This is a genomic window from Sphingobacterium sp. 2149 (assembly GCF_031455655.1).
Classification (GTDB): Bacteria; Bacteroidota; Bacteroidia; order Sphingobacteriales; family Sphingobacteriaceae; genus Sphingobacterium.
On sequence record NZ_JAVDTD010000006.1, the window covers coordinates 298,097 to 320,503 of the forward strand.

Annotated in this window: 17 protein-coding genes and 1 tRNA gene; 9 read left to right on the plus strand and 9 right to left on the minus strand. The window is 42.3% G+C overall.

The genetic code is table 11. The annotated features are described in order from the left end of the window. Window positions 1-50 precede the first annotated feature (50 nt). Window positions 51-245 (minus strand): 30S ribosomal protein S21, encoded by a 195-nt coding sequence (rpsU, locus tag J2X77_RS11130; RefSeq protein ID WP_209577848.1) that lies wholly within the window; start codon window positions 243-245, stop codon window positions 51-53. 90 nt (window positions 246-335) lie between these two features. Beyond that, a complete protein-coding gene (locus J2X77_RS11135) occupies window positions 336-968 on the minus strand; it encodes an HAD family phosphatase (RefSeq protein WP_209577847.1) in 633 nt (210 codons plus the stop codon). An 89-nt stretch (window positions 969-1,057) separates the two neighbouring features. Here J2X77_RS11135 and J2X77_RS11140 point away from each other — a divergent pair. Then, window positions 1,058-1,131: transfer RNA gene (locus J2X77_RS11140), tRNA-Ile, on the plus strand. A 79-nt stretch (window positions 1,132-1,210) separates the two neighbouring features. On the opposite strand, the gene J2X77_RS11145 is transcribed toward J2X77_RS11140, so the two are convergent. Further along, window positions 1,211-2,239: a pectinesterase family protein gene (locus tag J2X77_RS11145; protein WP_209577846.1), complete on the minus strand. Its 1,029-nt coding sequence runs from the start codon at window positions 2,237-2,239 to the stop codon at window positions 1,211-1,213. A 103-nt stretch (window positions 2,240-2,342) separates the two neighbouring features. Then, on the minus strand, window positions 2,343-3,989 hold the full coding sequence (locus J2X77_RS11150; RefSeq protein WP_310080746.1) for a glycoside hydrolase 43 family protein: 1,647 nt from the start codon (window positions 3,987-3,989) through the stop codon (window positions 2,343-2,345). A 441-nt stretch (window positions 3,990-4,430) separates the two neighbouring features. On the opposite strand from J2X77_RS11150, the gene J2X77_RS11155 reads away from it, so the two are divergent. From J2X77_RS11155 to J2X77_RS11180, 6 genes are read left to right on the plus strand one after another with little or no spacing between them, the layout of a single operon-like run. After that, a complete protein-coding gene (locus tag J2X77_RS11155; protein WP_209577845.1) occupies window positions 4,431-4,955 on the plus strand; it encodes an RNA polymerase sigma factor in 525 nt (174 codons plus the stop codon). A gap of 43 nt (window positions 4,956-4,998) precedes the next feature. Continuing rightward, window positions 4,999-6,015, plus strand: a complete 1,017-nt coding sequence (locus J2X77_RS11160) for a FecR domain-containing protein (RefSeq protein WP_209577844.1) — start codon at window positions 4,999-5,001, stop codon at window positions 6,013-6,015. Beyond that, entirely contained in the window at window positions 6,002-9,250 is a 3,249-nt protein-coding gene (locus tag J2X77_RS11165) for a SusC/RagA family TonB-linked outer membrane protein (RefSeq protein WP_209577843.1), read from the plus strand. Before J2X77_RS11160 ends, J2X77_RS11165 begins: the two co-directional genes overlap by 14 nt. A gap of 19 nt (window positions 9,251-9,269) precedes the next feature. Then, on the plus strand, window positions 9,270-10,649 hold the full coding sequence (locus J2X77_RS11170; RefSeq protein ID WP_209577842.1) for a RagB/SusD family nutrient uptake outer membrane protein: 1,380 nt from the start codon (window positions 9,270-9,272) through the stop codon (window positions 10,647-10,649). Window positions 10,650-10,691: 42 nt separating this feature from the next. Continuing rightward, entirely contained in the window at window positions 10,692-11,345 is a 654-nt protein-coding gene (locus J2X77_RS11175) for a hypothetical protein (RefSeq protein ID WP_209577841.1), read from the plus strand. Between the two features lie 7 nt (window positions 11,346-11,352). Further along, window positions 11,353-12,492, plus strand: coding sequence for a cytochrome-c peroxidase (locus J2X77_RS11180; protein WP_209577840.1), 1,140 nt, complete (start codon window positions 11,353-11,355; stop codon window positions 12,490-12,492). A gap of 58 nt (window positions 12,493-12,550) precedes the next feature. On the opposite strand, the gene J2X77_RS11185 is transcribed toward J2X77_RS11180, so the two are convergent. The 5 genes from J2X77_RS11185 to J2X77_RS11205 all read right to left on the minus strand — a co-directional run bounded on the left by J2X77_RS11185 (window position 12,551) and on the right by J2X77_RS11205 (window position 20,097). After that, window positions 12,551-16,195: a M1 family aminopeptidase gene (locus J2X77_RS11185; protein ID WP_209577839.1), complete on the minus strand. Its 3,645-nt coding sequence runs from the start codon at window positions 16,193-16,195 to the stop codon at window positions 12,551-12,553. Continuing rightward, complete coding sequence (locus tag J2X77_RS11190; protein WP_209577838.1) at window positions 16,188-17,072, minus strand: ABC transporter ATP-binding protein; 885 nt, start codon at window positions 17,070-17,072, stop codon at window positions 16,188-16,190. The genes J2X77_RS11185 and J2X77_RS11190 overlap by 8 nt, the downstream gene beginning before the upstream one ends. A gap of 171 nt (window positions 17,073-17,243) precedes the next feature. Beyond that, entirely contained in the window at window positions 17,244-18,998 is a 1,755-nt protein-coding gene (locus J2X77_RS11195; RefSeq protein ID WP_209577837.1) for a DUF885 domain-containing protein, read from the minus strand. Between the two features lie 40 nt (window positions 18,999-19,038). After that, window positions 19,039-19,560 carry an STM3941 family protein gene (locus J2X77_RS11200; RefSeq protein ID WP_310080755.1) on the minus strand — a complete coding sequence of 174 codons (522 nt, stop codon included), beginning with the start codon at window positions 19,558-19,560 and terminating at the stop codon, window positions 19,039-19,041. A gap of 3 nt (window positions 19,561-19,563) precedes the next feature. After that, entirely contained in the window at window positions 19,564-20,097 is a 534-nt protein-coding gene (locus J2X77_RS11205) for a hypothetical protein (protein ID WP_310080757.1), read from the minus strand. A gap of 198 nt (window positions 20,098-20,295) precedes the next feature. Here J2X77_RS11205 and J2X77_RS11210 point away from each other — a divergent pair, with 198 nt between their 5' ends. Both J2X77_RS11210 and J2X77_RS11215 read left to right on the plus strand, forming a co-directional pair. Continuing rightward, window positions 20,296-21,114, plus strand: a complete 819-nt coding sequence (locus tag J2X77_RS11210; protein ID WP_209577834.1) for a hypothetical protein — start codon at window positions 20,296-20,298, stop codon at window positions 21,112-21,114. Window positions 21,115-21,253: 139 nt separating this feature from the next. Then, the gene (locus J2X77_RS11215) at window positions 21,254-22,342 is read left to right on the plus strand and encodes a DUF6688 family protein (protein WP_310080760.1); all 1,089 of its coding nucleotides are present in this window, start codon (window positions 21,254-21,256) and stop codon (window positions 22,340-22,342) included. Window positions 22,343-22,407 lie beyond the last annotated feature (65 nt).

Consider the following 22,407-nt stretch of genomic DNA (forward strand, 5'->3'; position numbering starts at 1 on the left):
GGGAAAAGCATTGCTTTTCCCTTTATATTTTGAAATTATCAACGAATCAACTAGTTAGCTAGATCTTGATTCAAAGATTGTTTGTAAATCGCTTTTTTCACTTGAATGCGACGAGTTACAGATCTCTTTTCGTAAGCTTGACGTGAACGCAATTCTCTTAAAACTCCAGTTTTTTCGAATTTCTTTTTGAAACGTTTCAATGCTCTATCTAAAGATTCTCCTTCTTTTACATTTACGATAATCATGCGTTATATATACCTCCTTTCGCCGCTTTTAAATTTAAAGTGGGACAAAGGTAAGCTATTATTTTTAAAAAGGGAAACAAAATTGTTTTTTTATAACAATTTGAATTCTTCCAGTAAAATCTGCAGGGGTTTCTCTTTGGTACACAATGCCGTATGCCATCCCAACTGATTAGCTGTTGCCAAGTGCTGCGGACTATCATCGATGAACAAAGTTTCTGCAGGGTCCAATTGTTGTTCTGTCATAACCAACTCAAAAATCTCCGCATCAGGTTTACGCATTCCCACCAAATGAGAGTAATAGGTCTTTTCAAAAAAAACTTCATTGTCTGCAACGCCATATTTCTGCTGGATATCATTCATACAATAGGCATAGTGAATAGCATTGTTATTGCTTAATAAGAAGGTCCGATATCGATCTTTCAACTGAAGTAAAATTTCATGATTACCTTTTGGTACACCAATCAGCAGGCTATTCCAGGCAGCGTCTATCTCGTCGTCCGCCAATGCCGAATTTTGCGCCAATTCTCTTATTCCATCCCGAAATTGAGCCGAATCAATTTTTCCTTTATCAAAATTATCAAAAAGTGCACTTTGACCATGATGTGCAAATACAGCATCTACATTCCCTATACCTAACTGAGTAAAAGCATCTTTCAAATTCACAAAGTCGATCATAAAGATCACATTCCCATAATCAAGAACAATATTTTTAATTTTTTCCATCGAATTATTTTGAAATATCGATACAAATATCGATAATTGCATCGTCAAAAGTGCACAACAGCTGCTTAAATTGACAAAATTACAGACCTGCTCCTATAGCTCAGTCGGTTAGAGTAGAAGACTCATAATCTTTTGGTCCCTGGTTCGAGCCCAGGTGGGAGCACAAAGCAAAAAAGCGGATTTTCTAGCTAGAAAATCCGCTTTTTTGCTTTATCATACCGACCGCCTTTTTGGTGCAACAGCTACGGGGTGATCATCTTTTTAACGTTCCAATCGCCCAGTACACGATCCAGCTTATATATATCCCGTTTTTTTTCCGGAAGCTGATGTGACCATTCCACACGCTTGGAGAGATTCAATGCCCCGGCTCCTTTCGATCCCAATTCGGCGTAAAACACGGTTTTATGCTTATCTGGAAACAAGCTATCACCCTTCCATTCATTCCACCCTTCAGGAACAATATGAGCTCCCAAAGTACAATCTACCAACACCGTATTGGCGTAGGGACGCCATGGTCTGCCGAGAAATACTTTATCGACAGCTGCATCTGCAGCGACAAAATCACACTGCTCAAAGACATAACCGTACTTTTGCCCCTGAGGTGTAGCAGCAGCTGTGACATACGAATTTCGCAGGGATAGAATCCGGCATTGCTGAAAAAATGCAATGCCCGGCCCGAAAATAAAATCTGTTGTTCCGCTGATACTGCAATCGAAAAAATAGCTCCTTGCACCGCTTTTACCCAGATATAAAGTATCCTGAAAACCCAAAAGACGGCAGTTGACCAATGCTATCTGGTCACCTTCCAGATGAAGTACCACCGCCTGCCCCACTGGACCAGCTGCATTTTCGATCGTTAAATCCTTGATGAGCACCCTACTCCCACGAACCAATAAGGTATAACTACTGAATGTCCCAAGCGTAAGATCCCCTCGCTCATCTGGACAGTCAACCTTCTTACCCGCATAATCATTAAAAACAATCTTGGTATGGATAGCATCCTCACCTATAAGCTCAATATTTTCGATATACGTTGGGATCACTATTTTTTCATGATAAATCCCTTTCCTGATCCAAATCCGAACGGCCTGTTCACCGCGAAAAGCACGAACCGAATTTACTGCAGCTTGTATACTTGTAAAATCACCCTTTCCCTGTTGGTCTACTGCAATCAATTCGGGAGGAGCAGCCCGCCCCCCTAGCGCGGTGAACAGTATACCCAACAGTAGGCCGACAGGCAGCATCTTAAATACATTTATTTTTCTCTTCATGAGTGTGTTTTTAGCATAAACCCTATTGCTGAGCTTATTATATTATCATACAATTTTAATTACCCTAAACGGTCAATAAGGCTAAAGTAGGATAGCAGCATCCTTATTTTTCTATTCTAAACCAGTCTACTTCAGCATAACCACTATCATTGCTGTGCTTTTCTCTACTTGCATAGAGGCCTAATGCTGCACCAACCCACTTCCCTGGCTTAGCCTCAAATTGACCTCCCACGGGTATATAACTTTTGCCATCCAAACTATATGACCATTGACAGGAATTTCCATCTTTGACTACTACACGGATATACACAAAGTCATCCGGCAAAGAAGAAACGGACTGCACATTTTCCGCATGACCAGCATAGGCCCCTGAACAACGACCAGAGTAAAGTTGAAATTGACCTTTATCTTTACGTATAAAAAGCTGGGAATAATCTTCACCGACCACCACCAGTCCTGCTTTTTCACCAAGTTCCTTCTCATTGGGACGCAGTCGTATTTTTGCTGTCACACTGAAATTTTCTGCAGGAAACTTTTGCGTCATAATGTAAGGCGCCGACATTAGGTTTTTACCTCCTTGAGGCTCTTGTTGGCTATAGAGCCGGAGCTTACCCTCATGTGATGGCATAAGCCAAGTACCATCCGGATTAGCCTGCCATTGCCACTGCAATCCTAAATGAGGAGACTCAAACTCGTCCGATTCCCGAGGATTGACCGGAGCAGAGACCTGCTTTCCGACGTTAGGTTTCCTATAGGTAGTCACGGGGGTACCTATGCCATTTCCATCGCTATCCTCGCCGATGATGGGCCAATTCTCTTTCCAGACCATCGGCTGAAGATGCACCACACGTCCCAGGGCTTCTTTATCCTGAAAGTGGAAAAACCAGTCCTCCCCAGAAGGAGTATCTACCCAAGCACCCTGGTGCGGACCATTAACTGCCGACTTGTTCTGCGCCATAACCACCTTACGCTCATAGGGCCCATAAATATTTTTCGAACGCAAAACCAATTGCCAGCCCGTGGAAACCCCACCCGCTGGTGCAAACAAAAAATAGTATCCATTCCTCTTATATACTTTGGGCCCCTCAATTGTAGGGTCCAATTCATGCCCATCATAAACAATTGTACCGCGATCCAATACACGAGTTCCGTCAGTACTCATCGTTGCTATTGCCAGAACACTTTTCAAGCCTGCACGGCTCCCCGCATAGGCATAAGCTAAATAAGCACGACCATCTTCATCCCAAAACGGGCATGGATCGATCAATCCCTTTCCTGGGAAAACCAACGTTGGTGCTGACCATGTTCCCCGGATATCCTTTGTTTTTATCTGATAGATTCCAAAATCCGGATCGGGATAATAAATATAAAACTCGCCATTGTGGTATCGAATTGAAGGTGCCCATACTCCTCCGCCATGTTGCACGCTACGGAATACCGCTTCGGGCACTTGCCGCTGCAGCGCATGACCTACAATCGTCCAGTTGATCATATCTCTGGAATGTAGAATAGGAAGGCCTGGACTGTGATGAAAACTGGAGGAAACCATATAATAATCTTTCCCTACACGGATCACATCCGGATCGGAATAATCAGCATGGATAATAGGATTTTTAAATTTTCCATTTCCAAGATCCGGACGCCACACCTCAGAAGTGTAATTCTGTCCGAATGCCAATAAACAGCTAGTCAAGGTCATATAAGCGATCAGGCAACTCATTCCAATCGTTTTATTTTCAATTCTTATCATAAAATTCGAGCATAAAATATTCATTTAAATTCTTAAGCTCATTTCTATAGCCAGCATGCTATGAAATGACGCCTTAGGTTTATCTGCTACTTTTTAAAAATTGGTTACCAGTTAAAAATAGCTTTTTACGAATGTATTCTACTATTTTTTCTACGCAAACGATCTCAAAAGAACCATCGGAACCGACCATTCAACCTGCTTAACTAGCAATCGTCTTTGAACGCACCAACCGCCAATCATACGCTATTGACCTTTAAGGCTTTTGCGGCAACTTTTTAACAATAGTCAAAATTTAATCGACGGGAAGAATGAGAAATACGTTTGATCTAAGCTACGTGATATCAACAGCAAGAGGCTAATATATCCATTCAAGCGCGATCCAAACATCAATCTTATTTGTAATTATTCTAAATAAAAATGTAGATTTGCGCCATTCACACCATGAGACAACATTGGATAGCTACATTGAAAGGGTCGAGTGAGGCCTTTGAATCCTTATATGACTTAGTATACAGAGAGCTTTTTGCCTATGGCATGATGCTAGGATATTCGCGTGAAGCCGTAAAAGATGGTATACAACATCTATTTTTAGAATTATGGGAAAAACGTGACCGCCTGCCTCCTGTCGATAATATCAAATCATATTTGATGACATGGTTGCGCCGTATTCTGAATGACCGTCGGTTATTGGATGAAAAATTGGCGATAACAAATTATCGGTCCAATGACAATGCTCCTTCACACGAGACGGTCCTCATACAACAGGAATCCATTCGCGAAGCGAGTACCCGTTTAATTCAAGCTTTGGAATCCCTCACCCCGAAACAAAGACAGGTGATTGATCTCAGGTTTTTTCAAAACAAGTCTTATGAACAAATTGCATCTGAAACTGGAAATAGTCAACGAACAATCTATAACCTTGTTTATGAAGCCATTAAGGTTTTAAAGAAAAAAAATGAAAAATAATCCGGTAAAAAACTGGATTTCTCTCCTCTACACTCATATATACATGAAAAAAATTTACAACGATAGCGTTGATTTAGTAATCGATGAGAGTTTTGTGTCTTATCACAATGGAAACGCAAAACGAGCGGAAATTCATTTTTGGACGACATGGATTGCAGAAAATCCAGATAAATTACATCTTGTTACTGAAGCAAGGACGATGTTGGATGCCCTAAACGTGCATATCAGCGAAGGGGAATTGCAAGTTGAAAAAGATAAACTATTTGCAAAGCTGGAAAGCAAAGCAACTGCAAAAACACATCAGCTAGGAGGAAAATGGCGATGGATTGCTGCAGCTTCTATCCTACTCATCGGTGCATTTTCATTCCATCAGATTTTTCTTAAAGGCACGACTCAACCTACGCTCGCCATACATCCTACCTCTACTGAAGAATGGCTTCATGTCGCTACCAAAAATGGCAGAATGATCAAGGTTAACCTCAGTGATGGAAGCCAGATTACGTTGATGGGTGGAAGTACACTACATTATCCAAAACATTTCAGTAAGGATACTATGTGTGTTCTGCTGAACGGTGATGCACACTTTAATATTTCAAAAAACGCAGGCCGCACATTTGCAGTAAAAACAGATAATGCCTTAGTGACGGTATTGGGGACACAATTTTTGGTGGAGCAAGTTGATTCAAAAAACACCCGTGTAAGTTTGTTTTCCGGAAAGATTAAACTGACCAACCGCAACAATAAAAAACAAATTCTGCTCAATCCTGGGCAACAGGGGTATGTCACCACTACGAATATCCATCTCGATAAATTTGCGCCCACACAGATCAATAATTTTCCGGAAGGTATTTTACATTTTCAAAATGCTCCTTTCGCTGAAGTCGCCCGGAAAATGACGCAATATTATGGCATCCACCTCTCCCTCCGCAAACCCGATGCGCGATGGAGATATACCGGGCATTTTGAGAAGCTGCCTGTTGAGGCTGCACTCGCCGCGATTTGTTTTTCAAAAGAATTGTCATCAAAAAAAATAGCAAAAGATACGTATGTGCTTTATTAAAGAAACAGTAAGACGAACCTTCTTATTGAACACCATTTTCCTACTATCCGCTGGGGCCGTTTCCGCACAAAGCACGCCCGGGCAAGGAACCTTGGAAACTGCTTTTCAATTATTGACCCAGCAGCACGCCGTACATTTTTCCTACGACGCTTCCATCGGACTGCAGCGCCGTGTTCCTCTTCCCACGGCCAAAGAGAACATAGACACGTATTTGTCTAGGCTAGCATCGACACATCAGCTGCGCTTTCAGCGAATCAAACGCTCTAACGTTATTGCCGTCAGCAAGGCAGCTAAGCCCATATTGCTCAACGGTGTAGTGACAGATGCAAAAAAAGGGTTGCCATTGGCCGGAGCGACGCTAATACTTAGGAAAGAAAACAAAACCTATCGCACTGATAGTTTAGGACGATATCGCATACTGACCGCAGCTGAAAATCGCGGCCAGGAAATTGGAATACGTTACTTGGGCTATCAAAATTACGACATTAAGGTGGATACCGCATTTCAGCGGATCAAACTGGTTCCATTAGATCAACAACTTGAGGAAGTATTTGTCAGCAGCACCTACGAAGCACCGAAACTACGCGAAGAGATGATTGGGAGTGTGTATACGATCAGCGCCAAGGATTTGCAAGCCGACCGGCCAATAGAAAGCGTAGATAAAATGCTGGAAGGACTAGTGCCGGGATTATATGTCGAACCCAGCACTTCCCTAGGCACCCCTGTTAAGCTTCATATTCGCGGCCAGGGAACACTGACAAACCTAACAAGCAATACCGGACGATCGACCTCTTCGCAGCCGCTGTACGTTGTTGATGGTGTTGTTGTACAAGAACAGGAAATAGGCGATGCCAATTCACTATTCACGGGGGAGACCTTGCTGAATCCGATCGCAGGAATCAACCCATTGGATATTGAATCCATTTCAGTACTTAAGGATGCTGCCGCAACAGCAATCTATGGCGCAAACGCGGCAAATGGTGTTATTTTGATCACGACCAAATCTGGTCGCAGTGGCAAGGCACAGCTAACAGCCTCTTACAATACCGGGGTCTCCACGTTTATCAACCAAATGAAATTACTCTCCGGACCGCAATACTACGAATTACTGCGAGAGTTTTATATAAATACGGGCTCAACGGCAACTGATGCCTCAAAAAAGGCAGGTAGCAACACCATCGATACCGACTGGTTTGGACTGACGTCACGTAATGCACGTTATGATAATATCAATCTGTCTCTTTCGGGCGGGAAAGGTAAAGATACATATTATCTTTCCATGGGCTACCGTAATCAGCAAAACGCCAGTCCTGGAAATGGTTTGAAGCAATACACAAGCTCTATACGTTATTATAATCAGTTTAGCGACAGGCTTCAAATGACCACCACCATATCGCCGGCACTGATGCGGCGGGAAGGTCTCGACCAATTCGCCAATGCCGCTTATATGCCGCCCAATATAACCCCCTATCAGGAAGATGGAAGTTACAGCACCTTCTTAGGCCTCGTCAATCCAGTCGCAGCATTAGCCGAAAATACGGATAAAGCGTTGGCTTTTACAGGGACCGCACGGATCGAACTGCAATATGCACTTTTACCTTTTCTAAGCTTGCGCGGAGCGATAGGCGGAAATATGCTGCAGTCCAAGCAGGAAACTTTTCTTTCGGGTATCGCCGGCGCCTCCATTGCCAAAGATGGGCGTCTGCGCATCAATGACCGAACGACATACAGCTGGACTTCCATGCTACAGCTTACCTACAGTCCAAAATGGCGAAGTGGACACCGCTTTGTCGGAATTGCGGGGATGGAGCTAAAAGATCAATACAGCAATTTACTAGTTGGGCAGGGTAGCGGATTTACCTACGACCGCGTCATCGCAATCGGGCTCGCAAGCACCAAGACGTCTTCTTCGTCGAAAATCTCGGACGCGACAGTATCCAACTATGTCCAGATGAACTACGACTATGACAAGCGATTTTATGCTTCTCTCAGTGGCCGTGCAGATCAGTCGTCTATGTTTGGTGGCGACAAACAGGTGGCGCTGAATGGAGCGCTTGGATTGGGATGGAATATCAGCAATGAAAAATTTATGCAAGCCATTCAGGCAATAGACTTTTTGCGTTTACGCGGTAGCTTCGGAACGACAGGCAATTCGCGGATTGGATCCTATGCGTCGAGAGGTTTATACAAATTCAACAATGTGACCTATGGCGGACAGATAAGTGCAAGCCCATCTTCTTCTGCGGCGGAAAATCCGGACTTAGGCTGGGAAACGAATATCAAGTTTAATGTTGGCGTTGACCTGAATGCTTTCAATAGGTTACGTGTGGCACTGGATTTATACCGAAACAATATCCGCAATCTGATCGCAAATATCAGTGTGCCACTGGAAACAGGTTATGGTGGTATGCCGCTCAATTCAGGAAACATGTACAATCAAGGACTGGATTTGAGCGTTGCCTACCAATGGTTAAAACAGTCCAAGGTCACATGGAACAGTACACTTATCGGTGGCTGGAATAAAAACAAGGTGACTTCGTTTAATAATCCATTGATTGAGCTGTATGCTGCAAACTCCTCAGATAACATAGGTGCAGGCCAGCGGGTAGGATACAGCGCTACATCATTGTGGGGGATCAGATGGGCCGGCGTAGATCCCAATACCGGGGAGGAAGGTTTCTACACCCCCAATGGTGATGTGGTCAACAGAACCGAAATACGGGCTATGGGGCAGAGCGCCTACCAATTGCTGGGGAATGCGATGCCCGATTTTCAGGGTAGTCTTATTAACAATTTGGGATGGAAGGGATTTCAGCTTACGCTCAATTTACAATATAATCTTGGTGGCAACAAGTTTGTAGCCACAACCTATTTACGGGATGGAAATAGTCTGTCAAACTCCAATATGTCGGTCAATTTGCTGGATCGATGGCAGCAGGTGGGCGATATCACGGCAATTCCAAAGCTAAACTCCAGCTCACCAGTTAATAACTCTTCCCGCTATTTGTACAGCATGACCTATATCAAGCTAAGCAACGCTTCCTTAAGCTATCGTTTGGCCGATCGTTTAATGAAACGGATGGGTATAGGACAGACAGCATTGAGCTTCAATGTAACCAATGTATTCTATTGGTTCAAAGACAAAAGTCCGGCGGGCAGAAACGGCATCCGCGAATACCGATTTATCTATCCTGAGACACGTAACTTTTCGATTGGTTTACGAACCACACTTTAATCTTTCAATAATTCGAGTTATGAACATAAAGACACTAAGTGTTGCTTTCCTTTTGGCCTGGAGCACAATGAGCTGCTCAAAATTCTTAGATAAAGAACCGGAAAACGAGGTTTCGGTAGACCTTATTTTCTCCGATATGCAGGGAGCAAAATCAGCCCTTGCAGGGGTGTACAACAACCTATTTCAGTCGGACTACTACAATGGTGTACGCATGGTTTACCCCGATCTACTCGGTGGCAATTTGACATTTGCCGCAGCGGGTAGAACAACGCTGTTAGATGTCTATTCATTTGAAACTGATGCTGACAATGATACGATGAACAAACTATACAGCTATCAGTACACGCTGCTCAATGCCATCAATAATATCATCAAACGCGTCCCGGCAATAACCAATATCAGTACACTTGAACGCAACCATATCATGGCGCAGGCGTATGGCTTGCGGGCATTGGTTCATTTTGATCTCGTACAGTTCTATGCGCAGCCCTATCTTTATACAAAGGATGCTTCGCATATGGGTATCATACTTGCCAAAAGCACAATTCTCCCCAAAGATGCACAAATAGCACGTTCTACCGTGGCAGAAGTATACCAACATATCGAAAGTGATCTGAATCTGGCTGATTCGTTATTTGCCAATAGCAAAACCGTATTTGAGGGCAATGCCAAAATATACATGAGCCTACAGGCAAGTAAAGCGCTTCAGGCAAGGCTGGCCCTCAATCGCAACGATTGGCAAAAGGCTTATGCCTTCAGCGCCGAACTGCTCAAAGCAAACTATTCCCTTTATAACCATGCTGAGTACATCGACAGCTGGAAACAGGCCAATACCAAAGAATCTATTCTTGAGCTGGCCGTTCCGAGCAATTATTCCGGCAACTCAATCGGTAGTTACTATGTCAAGGAGGCCAGTAATTCCTATTATCAGTTTAGGCCAAGTCAGGATCTCCTCGGACTGTTTGGCCAAGATGATGTAAGAGCAGCCGGTGGGATATTTAAATATCCAACACTACAAACGGCAGTAACTAGTGTCAAGTTGATCCGCCTCTCGGAAATGTACTTGATTCACGCGGAGGCAGCAGCTGAACTAGGCTATACCGATGAGGCTGTTTTGAGTTTGAATGCCATCCGACTCCGCGGTAATCCGAAGCTCGGAGCTTACGTTTTCAATACAAAAAATCTGTTGATCAATGAGATCCTTGACGAACGTCGCCGCGAGCTCTGTCTTGAAGGACTTTTATACCTTGATTTGATGCGCAGGGGGCTATCTGTTAAGCGCAATGACTGTACAGGGACAAACTGTAACGTCACTTTTCCAAATGATCATATGGTATTGCCCATCCCAAAGCAGTCGGTGCTTTCCAATAAGCGCATGATACAGAATCCTGGCTATTAATATTAATCAGCAACACTAAAATACAAATTAATAAAATACGACATGAACAGTTTAAAAGCAATCCTTAAGTTATCCAAATTCGTCACTATCTGCAGTATCCTATTTTCCACCATCTCCTGTAGTAAAGATAGTAATGTGGCTCCAGAACCCGAATATGTTCCTAAGCCGGACAACAATGCTATAGCTACCTTTACCAGTACAGATCCTTATTTTGAACTATATATCTACCGTTTTGATGACGCCACAGAAACCTGGGGAAAACGTATTCGGGCACATTATCCTACAGTGTCCACAACCGACACCACCTATATGGGATTTACGAATCCCTATGTAACAGATAGTGGCGTCAATCTTTTCCAGATGGTCACACTATATAGCGATAAGATCGGTACGACAAATATTAAAACGGCAGGTATCAATGTGGACCAGGTATTGCAATTCTTACCAGATCAGCATAACGACCAGCTCGGCAAAGTGACTGTAAAGGAGCAACAGGTAAAAATCTACAAGAAAACCGAATCTGCCACAGAACGGAAAGATATGGAATTTTTCGAAATCGGTATCAGTGGTGCGGGGACGTATGATTTAAAACAAGGCTTAATCGACCTAGAGGTGAATTTTAACGAGACAGCGATCGGTGGATCCAATAAAGTAACCCGTAAATACAAATTAAGCACCAAAGCGTTAGAATTGTAAACAACAAATGATACGAAGATTACTTGTATTTGGTTCATTGGGAGTCATCCTGATCTTACTGTCTTTTGTGCAGGATCAGGATATTCCTGATATTGCCTTATGGCGCAAATTATATTCCTCCGGCGATAGCAAGCGATGGCCGAAACCACATCTGGACGATGATGTAAAGGTAAATTTTGTCGATATTGGCACCTTGCCCAATGTTCAATATCCTGCCGATAATCCGTTTAGCAAGGAAAAGTCGGCGCTGGGAAAAATATTGTTTTTCGATCCCAGGCTTTCGGCAACAAAACAGTTGGCCTGTGTGAGCTGTCACGATCCGCAACTGGGCTGGGGCGATGGCAAGAGTCTGGCCCATGGACATAGTCGACGGGTAGGAAAACGAAATGCCATGACCCTCTATAATGTCGGTTACTACCGCTCCTTCTTCTGGGACGGACGGTCATCTTCATTGGAAGCGCAGGTATTATTTCCGCTGACCGACAGTGTGGAGATGAACACCGACCACCAAGTAGCTGTGCGCCATATTCAGGAGATCGCTGGTTACGCCCCGTTGTTCCAATCGGCCTTTGGAGACAGTACGGTCACTATCTTGCGTATTCAACAGGCGATTGCAACTTTTGAAAGGGGCATTCGTAGTTATAACAGCAAGTTTGACCGCTTTGTTCAGGGAAATAAGAATGCTATGACGGATGAAGAGGTATGGGGGCTGCATCTTTTTCGGACAAAAGCACGCTGTATCAACTGTCACAATACGCCTTTATTTTCAGATAATCAGTTTCACAACGATGGACAGACGTTATATGGTACCAAGCAGCAGGATTTCGGCCATTACCATATTAGCGGTAAACAGGAAGACATAGGCGCATTCCGGACGCCTTCATTGCGGGAGATTACACTAACTGGCCCCTGGATGCACCACGGTAATTTTCCAACGCTGTTAGATGTCGTACAGCTCTATAATCTCGGTAATCCCGAACCAATACAACGCAGCGTTACGATAGACCCAAAAACAAGGCCTATACATTCGGCAAAGCTGAAAAAGCTAAACCTTACCAATGAAGAGATTAACGCTGTGCTTAAATTTCTGGGAGCGATCAGTGGTAGTACGCAACAACGTATGATGACTCCAAAATTGCCCGAATAAAAAAAATCCTCATCTTGCGATGAGGATTTTCATACCCTTTTCTATTTCACAACCTTTTCTATAGCTCTTTCCTGTTGTCATCGGATTCAATATCAATCAGTTTATTGTAAGGATCTATGCCTACCTGTTCGGGCTTTTGATCAACAACTAGCGTCAGGGTATTATTGATCCGATCAATTCTATGCTTTTTGAGATAAAGTTCCTGCCGGTTGTTTCCATCTTTACCTTTTTTACTGGAGAAAACACCAACTTCAATATAATCTGCAAGAGGCAAAGACTTTATTGTCAGCCGATCTGATTTTTTAAATGACAGCGCCTGCCCCCCCGCGTCGATATAGCTCTTTTTCCCATTGCCATCCACGCGATATTTAGAAACTTCAAACTGAATATCAACCTGATATTTGCCATTTTTAAGTTTCTTGGCGCTCACTTTGTCAACTTTATTGTTATACAAAGTAATCGTTTCAAACATATCCTTGATCAGGTAGCGCAGTGAGTCTGGAGTTACCTGCCTAAAGCTATCCACAAACTCGGTTGACGTTGTGTATGGCGGATTTTGGAAAGCTGTGCGTTGCAAATAAGCTCGCGCAGTACGATTAAAAACATCCTCTCCCAGGTAATCGCTCAACGCATAAAGCACCAAAGACCCTTTTTGGTAATGGATGTACATTTGATTTTCATTGTACATCAATGGCTTCTCGCCTAGTTTTTCGGCACTTCGCCCCTGCAAATAGCCGTCGAGTGCATCTTTAAGAAACTTACGCATCTGCCCTTTGCCATATCTTTTTTCCAAAACCTTGAGCGATGAATATTCAGACATACTTTCGGACAATAAGGTCGCGCCTTGCACATTAGCCCCTACCACCTGATGGGCCCACCATTGATGGGCTATCTCATGTGCTGTTACTGCGTAAGGATAATCGACTGCATCATCCTTCTTCTCATCGACATCGGCAATAAAACCGATTGCCTCAGAAAAAGGAATGGTATTGGCAAAAGACTGCGCAAACGTTCCAGCGGTACGCGGAAATTCAATAATACGCAATTGCCGATGTGGATAGGCACTATATTCTTTCGTATAGTAAGCCAGAGAGGCTTTACTAGAAGCCATCATACGATCGAGGTTGTAGATATGTCCTTTGTGGTAGTAAATTTCGAGGTTAACACCATTCCACTTGTCTTTTTTGACTTCATACTGCGCCGAATTAAAAGCAAAAAAGTTGAGGATCTCTGAATCCATTCTATACTGATAATACTTGCGGCCATCTTTTTCCCATTCTTTCGTCAGATATCCCGGGGCAATAGCCAACTGATCTTTAGCCGTGCTTACGGTAGCTTCGAAACGGATCCAATCCGCATCGTTGGAGATATAATTATCTTGCAGTGCTCTTCGATCACTCTGCGGGGCCATCCGATTTCGAAACGGTAGACCATACTTCTTGCGCACATCATTATCCACCAGCTCGCCCCGGTCCAAATAGCCTATATTCGGAAAAAGCATATTATTGATAAAAGTACCATTTCCTTTCACTGGTGACTTTTCATTTATCCAGGTATTGGCTGGACTTTCCGTACTAAATTTCAACACAATGGAATCTCCCGGAGCCATGGGCTTATCGAGCTTATAAATATTAAAATTATATATATCGTCGGCAGAAAGCAGCTTATTTGGCACATTGAAAGAAAATTGATAATCGTAATCATTATAATTGACAAAAATAGAATCGATAGCGATATTGGTCTTATTTTTCAGTACATACGCTGCTGTTGCTTTAAAACTACGCGTATCCGGAAAAATATCGAGATTAAACTTAATATCCACGACGCGTGGCTGCGGGCGATATTGATATTTCTTATATTTCTTTTCCCATTCGACGGCCTGTTTTTCATGATCCAAACTTGTATAATAGGGGTTTTTGACGTGGTTTTCGTAGTATATTGCACTGCCGATACCAACAAAACCTAAGAAAGCGATCACCACTATCGCACCTGCCGTCGGGCTCCAGTTGGCCCTAAGAATAGCCCACCGCTCCCTAAAGCCCGAAAAACTACCTCTCCGCCACAATAACAGTGCGAGCGTAGCAAAAACAACCGCGAAGAGCAGCCAATAGATCCGATACGTTAAAAAGGGAAGTACATAACCAAACCCGTCCATATCGGAGTAGTCAAGATCTGGCCCCTGATTAAACTGATAGATTTCCTGTTCAACTCCGACCATAGACAAAAATGGCAATCCAATAAATAAGGTCAGCAGTACAAAAAATCCAGCCAGGTAGTTTTTGAAAACCGTATGGACAAACAATGAAATAAAAAGCCATACCACATTGGACAGCATACCATAGACCATCAAATGCAGCACATATTGTTTGATTTCAAAATTGTAATAACGATGGTAAACCTGAAAAGCCATACAGGTTAAGATCACAACGCCCAACAGGGTCAACTGCATCAGCAGGACGGCAATAATTTTAGATCCCATAAAAGCCCAGTTGGGAGCTGCTGTGGTGTCCAGTAGTCCCCCCATCCGCGTAATGGTTCCGCGGTGGACTAAAAGCCCCATAAAAAGAAAAGTCAGGATCAGCAGGAAAAACTTAAACGTACTCCCCGGGATCATCAGCATTTTCCAGGTAACGGGATAAGTCGACGTTCCGAAGATCGAGCCAATGGTGCTTGCCATCAAGATAATGAACAAAACCCCTACTAAAGTCAATATTAAAAACACCGGATTTTTGACGATATAGCGATAGTCATATCGCGCCATTGTCCATGTCGTTTTCAAATAATGAAATGTCGAAAAATCATAGCTGACCTTAGGCAAATTGATCCGGAAGATACTGTCAAAGTTATTCTTTGTTAACCGAGCTCCTTTTTTTGACGATTTAAAGGAAATCGAATGTTGCGAAAATGAAAATAACATGTAAAACCCACCAATGAATAATGCCGCTACAGCGAGCCAAATGAGGCGGTTATAAATAACTGCTCCGGTAAAAGGCAGATTGTTGACATTCTTCTCATCTGGCGACCAGTACTGAGTATAATACGAGATGGCACTATCGCCAAACGGATCGATCAATGCACCGACAAAACGATTGTCCATGTTGTTTGCCAGACTTTGAACAAGCACCTGAAGAATAATAAGGATCAGCACGGCAACAAAACCAACGTATACATTTCTTGTCAATGTTACGAGTACGAAGATAATAGCACTAAAAATAACCAGATTGGGAATAACCTGTACGATATAAGTCTGTAGATAAGCCCAAATATCAATCGGCCCCAATAAAGATTGATTGATGCCGGGTACAAATTGTGCCACAACAATACCAAGGGTTGACGCCAATACAATAACCAATACCACGGCTACCGACCCAAAGAATTTGCCCAACAGGTAATCCGTTTTTGAAAAGGGGTAACTGAACAGTATCGTATGCACCTGATACTGAAAATCACGATAGACACAGGCTCCAACAATGGAAGGAATCAAAAAATAAATAATTGTTGACATCCCATTGACCATACCATTAATTGCCCAAGGAGAGTTTCGGATGGTGTTGGATGAAGTGGTTGCCGTTACACCGTCAAAGATGCCCAGCGATGAAAGCATAATAAACAACGAGAGTGCAAAGAACAGCGCCATGTAGATATAGACGGCCGAACTTTTAAACCAGCGCGTAAATTCAAAATTAAATATAGCTTTAAACATGGCGTTGATCATTTTTTAGCGCAACAAAATAGACATCCTCCAATTGACCTTGGGCATTCACAAATGACTCATCCGGACGCTCATCACTGTACACCCTAATGTTGAGCGTATTGTCCTGATTGTAATTGGTCGAAATGACGTTAAACTTTTGAGTATACTCGTCCAATTGATCTCTACTGATGATACGTACCCAGATCTTTCCCTCTAATTGATCGATCGATTCTTTCGGAGTACCTCTCAAAAGGATCTTACCACCATTTAGAATAGCTAACTCATGACATAATTCGCGTACATCATCGACAATATGGGTAGAAAAAATGACCGTATGATCTGTACCTATTTCCCGTAGGACATTTAAAAAGCGATGTCTTTCCGCTGGGTCAAGTCCCGCGGTTGGCTCATCAACGATAATTAATTTTGGATCATTCAGCAACAACTGTGCAATACCAAAACGTTGTTTCATGCCCCCCGAGTAACCGCTTACACTTTTATTGCGCACGTCCCAAAGATTGGTCACTTCAAGAACGCGATTGATAATAGCATTGCGGTCCGCTTTGGATTTGATTCCTTTAAGTTTCGCAAAGTATTGCAGCAGATCGGAAGCGGAGAGGTTGGGATAAACTCCAAATTCCTGGGGCAGGTAACCCAAAACCTTCCTCAAATCCAGCTGATTTTTTAACACATCGATATCGCCGAAAGTGATACGGCCACTGTCGGGTTTCTGAAGCGTAGCGATCGTCCGCATTAAAGAAGACTTACCCGCACCATTCGGGCCCAGCAAACCAAACATTCCGGGTCTGATTTCCAAGTCTACATTGTCTAACGCTTTGACCCCATTCGAATAGGTCTTACTAAGGGTTTCTATGGATAAATTCATAATTAATTTTAACTGTTAATAGTAGGTTAGTATACCAAAACAATGATATGTTACATGAATATAGTAAAAGTTAAAAACAAACGAAAAGGAAAGACCAAAATACCCACACCCACCCTGCCTGTAAACAACTGAGCCACTCCGGGGGAGTGGCTCAATCATTGGTCGCGATGGCTATTTTAGCATCATCTCGCGGATATACTTCACTGGCGAATTTCCAAAACTCAGGAACGTCTCATGGAACTTTTTCAAATTAAACTGTTTCCCTTCTTTTTGCTTAACAGCCTCCCGAAGTTCATAGATTTCTTTATACCCAGTATAATAAGAAGTCAGCTGAACACTGCTTACCGACACACGTTTCCATTTACCCGCTGCTTCGGCCTGTTGTTGGAAGGCTTCATCCACCAACAGATGCATAGCGTCTTTCTCGCTCATATTCTTCACATGTACGCTGTAGTCCAATATGGCATTGCAAACTGCACGCAGATGCCATTTATACCACATCAACCACATTTCGGGCGCATTGTCACCGTAACCGTTTTCCAGCATCATCTGTTCGGTATACACTGCCCAACCTTCAATCATAGCACCATTTCCTAAAATACTCTTGATGAGACTTGGCGATTGGTTGGCATACACCAATTGGGTGTAATGCCCCGGAATAGCTTCGTGGATATTGAGTATCTGCAGGATGTAATGGTTATATTCTCTCAGATAACTCTCCTTAGCCTCTTTCGTCCAGCCACTTAGACTACCGACATTATAATAAGTGTTACCTCCTTTATCATATGGACCCGGCGCACTGATCGATGCGCCCGCGACACCAGCCATATAGGCGGGCTCTTTACGCACCACGAGCGGTTTACTCTCGTCGATATATAGTAAATCTTTCTGTTTGACAAAAGCGACCAATTTAGGTATCTGCGCTTCGATAGCCGACTGAAAGTCTTCTGCTTTGACATGATTTACCGAAAGGGTATCGATCATTTTTCGGATGACAGCCAAACTATCTGCAGGCACAGCTGATTTCCCAAAATACTTTGGCCAAAGTTCCTTGCTGATTTTATACATTTCGCCATGCAAATAAGTTTTCCGTGCAAGCGCAGCCTGATAAACCTGTTCGGCAGTGGATCCAGACTGTATATCAAAATCGAATTTTTTGTCGTAAAGCGCTTTTCCCAATCTAAAACTCCGTGGCGACGGATTAGGCGTCACTTTTAAAAACTGTACATACCCGTTTATCGCCGCAACAGCTTGCTGGGATGCCTTCCCAATGGCTTCTTTTTCCGCAATTGATAGATCTGATTTTTTCAGTGAATCCAGTAAGTCGCTTTCAAAAACAGATAATCCGCCCAAATTCTGTTGAATGGCCAAATCGGTCAATACCTGAGCTGGATTTTTAAGCTGTTTCTTTGCAGCCTCATAATAGGCCGGAATTTTTATTAAACGCTGTTGAATGGCTTTAAGCCGCGTCGATAACGGTGCATAACGCTCTGCGAGCATAAAAGCGATGGTCCCTCCAACGTTGTAAGACGACGGGTTCCATTCATAGGCACGCTCTTGCTCTATCGACCAAATATTTGATTCAAGATAATTTTGAATCAAATGATAATCTGTCTGTTGCGATAAATTCAAAGAACTCAAATCAAAGCTTTTCAGGCTGTCCAACTGGTTCTTTGAAAATTCTAACCGTCGCTTTCTGGCATTCGCATCTGGTATGGTTAATAGAGAATCATACTGATGAAAACCAACTTGGGTAGCCCATTCTGGATTTTCTTTCCAAAGCTGCAGAATAAAACGGTCTTCATACGATTTAAAATTTTCATTCGTAGCGGTATCAGCAACAGTTTGACTGTTATGAGCTCCTGATCCACAGGAAGCCATCAGCCCCAGTCCAGCGATAGCAAGGGTATATATTTTAAGTTTCATTGGAGTAATTTGGCTAAAATTAACAAAAAAAAACGAGCCATTACTTTTGCTTGTTCCAATAAGATAAAAACAGTTGATGCAGTTCTGAAGGCTTCAGATCAATGGTTGACGCCGAATACATGATATTTAATTCCTGAGCAGATTCCTGGTAGGCCATCTTCCATAGTAGTGATGGTAGTCTATCTTTATACTTACCTGAATTTTTTAGGGTAACAATGATCATGGTATCCCCACCCACTTTCTCTAAATCAATAGACTTTACATCTTGCCAATTCCCTTGACCGAAAGCTTTTGCCAATGGCGTAGTTTTTCCGAAAAAATATTTTTCACTAAGAACAATCTGGGCTGATTTATCCCGAAGACTCAGCAAGTTTACAATCAACAAGATGAGAAGTACCAACAATACTCCTGCAGAAAAGATCGTGGGCTTAGCTTTAAAAACTCCATCAAACAAACCAATACTATAAAGTAATATGATTAAGAGTAGCAAACAAAATACTGCTGAAATTAGCAGCATTTGCGTTGTTTTTCGCTTATTTCTGTAAAGATGTGTTTCCTTCATGAGTTAGTTCCCGCAATTCACGTTTAGGTTGTGCTTTTCTGCGTAAGCTTTCCCTAAGGTATATACATTGTCGAAAGCACTATTGATTTCGGGCATGTCATTCTTCTCAATCTTTTGGAGTAAAGCCTGCTTTTCTTCAGCCGAACCTTTACGATCACATAACTTTGCATAGGCTGTATATTCATTTTTATAAACGGGCAGGACTTTCTCGAATAATGCAATAGACTGTTCTTTCAATGCTTTCGCTTCCGCATCGGAAACATTCAGCTCTTTGATATCCTTTAAAGCCTTTTCGACAACCTGAATCTTAATCTCAACTGACTTTTGAGCTTCATCGCCCACTTTCTTACTGGAAGGCATGTCCGCAAATTCCACAGTCTCCTGCTCGAGGCTTTTGCCGTAGCGCTCAGGCGCAAAATCCGCAATAAGATTGGTATTTAAAACAACTTTTCCGAAAAACTTATCCGGACTGGGGGATTGACAAGCTGTAAAAAACATGCTCGACAACATAAGAATAATAACTAGTAACTGCTTCATATATACATATTGTTTGTTCCCAAAATAATTAATAATTATGAAACAGGCAAAATATGTAGTCCTCTGACTGTCGCATACACTTTCAACCAGTTGCCCCTTTTAAATGATAAAAGAAGAGATATGAACGATAAGTATTGTACAAAATGTTAATTTTTAATACCTTAGCAATTAACATACAAGAGATTAAAAAAAGTCATTATGGGCTATGATATTAGTTACCACCCGATCTCAGAAAAACAAATAGAAACGTGGTATTTTGATTTACTCCAAAATCCCGAAGAGCTTGAGGAAATATCCACATTTCATCAGCTCGAAGACTTCTATAAAACCAAGTACCAAGACACTTTAAATGCGGGCCGTGAAACCGGAAAAAATGATTATTTTGACAAGACCCACGGTTTTTTTATAGCGGTGGTACAAGGTTTTTTCGAAAAGTACTTTTATGTTCGCGGCGGAGCTTTGTCCTTCTCCCAAAATGAACATTTGTCTGTCTATTACAAAAGATGGGAAGAATTTATACAACCAGAATTCCTAACCAATACGATCGAAAATAGGCTTGTTGAAAACTATTGCTCGGGTGTCTTTATTCCAGCAGAGAAAACCGCTCAATTATGGATAGACTATCATCATAACCCAGCCATCAGGGCTGAATTAGATACACTCTTTTCAGAGAACCGGATTTCAATTTTTCTTGATGCATTGCAATATGCCAAGGAGCGAAATCTCGGCCTTTTGGAAGCAACCGAAGTCGTAGAACCACAACCTTTTGACCTGAATGAATCGAAAAGTTACTCCAACCTGTTTAACTGTGACAAAGCAGGTCTACTCTTATATCAGGCTACAGCTTTAAAACAGATTCAGGATATAGCACAACGCAGCGGACTTCCTGAAAATGAGGCTTTGCCAAATGTCAAGACTGATACGATACATGTACAGCCGGAGAAGCCTGAAACGACCGAAAACTTTCCAAACACTAAAAAAAGAAATTTTTGGAACAGGTTATTTGGAAAAGATTAAACGAGCTATATTCGCTCAATAATAACACTGTTTTCAACACTTGTGATGATTTCTGGCATATACGTGTATCACGTCGAATCTGAATCCAGCACACTGATTTGACTATATTCTTCTTCGCATTATAACTGCTCATTCTATTATGATTTTAATTCTTCTTTTCATTATAATCACGCTTTTCGGAATTTTATATCTGCTGCGCGCGCTCGTGAAAAAACAACAGCGGGATGTATCCTTTATTGAATATACCGTTGTCACTGCTTACCTTTTAGCGCTGCTGCTTGCGGGGATTGGTTTTGTATTCCATTCGAGCCAATATAACCAACCCGTGGACCCTGTGGATGGAGACTGCTATATTCCCTTCGGCGGCAAACACATCTTATCGCTGTTTATCTATTTCGTTGCATTCAATATTTCAGCAGTTACCATCTGGATAAAAGGGCGAAAAATTCCACCTATACCTCTCGTTATGATGCTGGTGATGTTATTGATAGGCAGCGTAATGAGTGTATTTGTACTTATTCAGGTCAGTCACCACGATACATCCACACTGGATATGTATGTTGGCAATGAAGGAACTTTATACTTTATTTTTACACCAATTTGCAGCTTGATTATCGGTGTCGGATTAATCCGCAGAGTCATCGTAGAAGAAAAGGGCTACGCCATGAACAGAACTTATACCAATCCCACCCTCAACAAGATCAATACCTTACTTTCTTCCAAGCTGAATTATCCCCTATGGGCTATTGTATTACTTGTTCCGGTCTTTCTGATACTGACCATCATCCTCATCTTATTGGGGCAGGATCACGATTCCATGGCGAAAGTTTTCACGGAGACAACTACTTGGGCATTTTCACAAAAAATGCATCCTCCCATTTTGGATCATAAAGGACATTATTTATGCACAGTCGCCGCGAAAGGTAATCCTGCCCTTGTAAAACCGTTGAGATTAGGAAAAAGGCACGGCAATACCATTATCGTCAATAGACAGCTTCAGATTGCCAATGCGTTTGAAGAAATTTTGAGTGATCTATCACCTTCGATACACCGGTTTGTGCGGTATTGCTATGATAAATATGGTTTCAACATCTCCATCAAAATCAATTCAACCGGTGCATCAAATATGACTTATATTTTAATGAAACCCTTAGAATATATATTTCTATTTTTCTTATATATGCTTTATATCGAACCCGAGAAGAAGATTGCCAAACAATACAACTAATATCTTCGCGCCCCGATCTGTTATTTACGAAAATGACCTATAATCGAAAGCAAACGTGGGAGTAA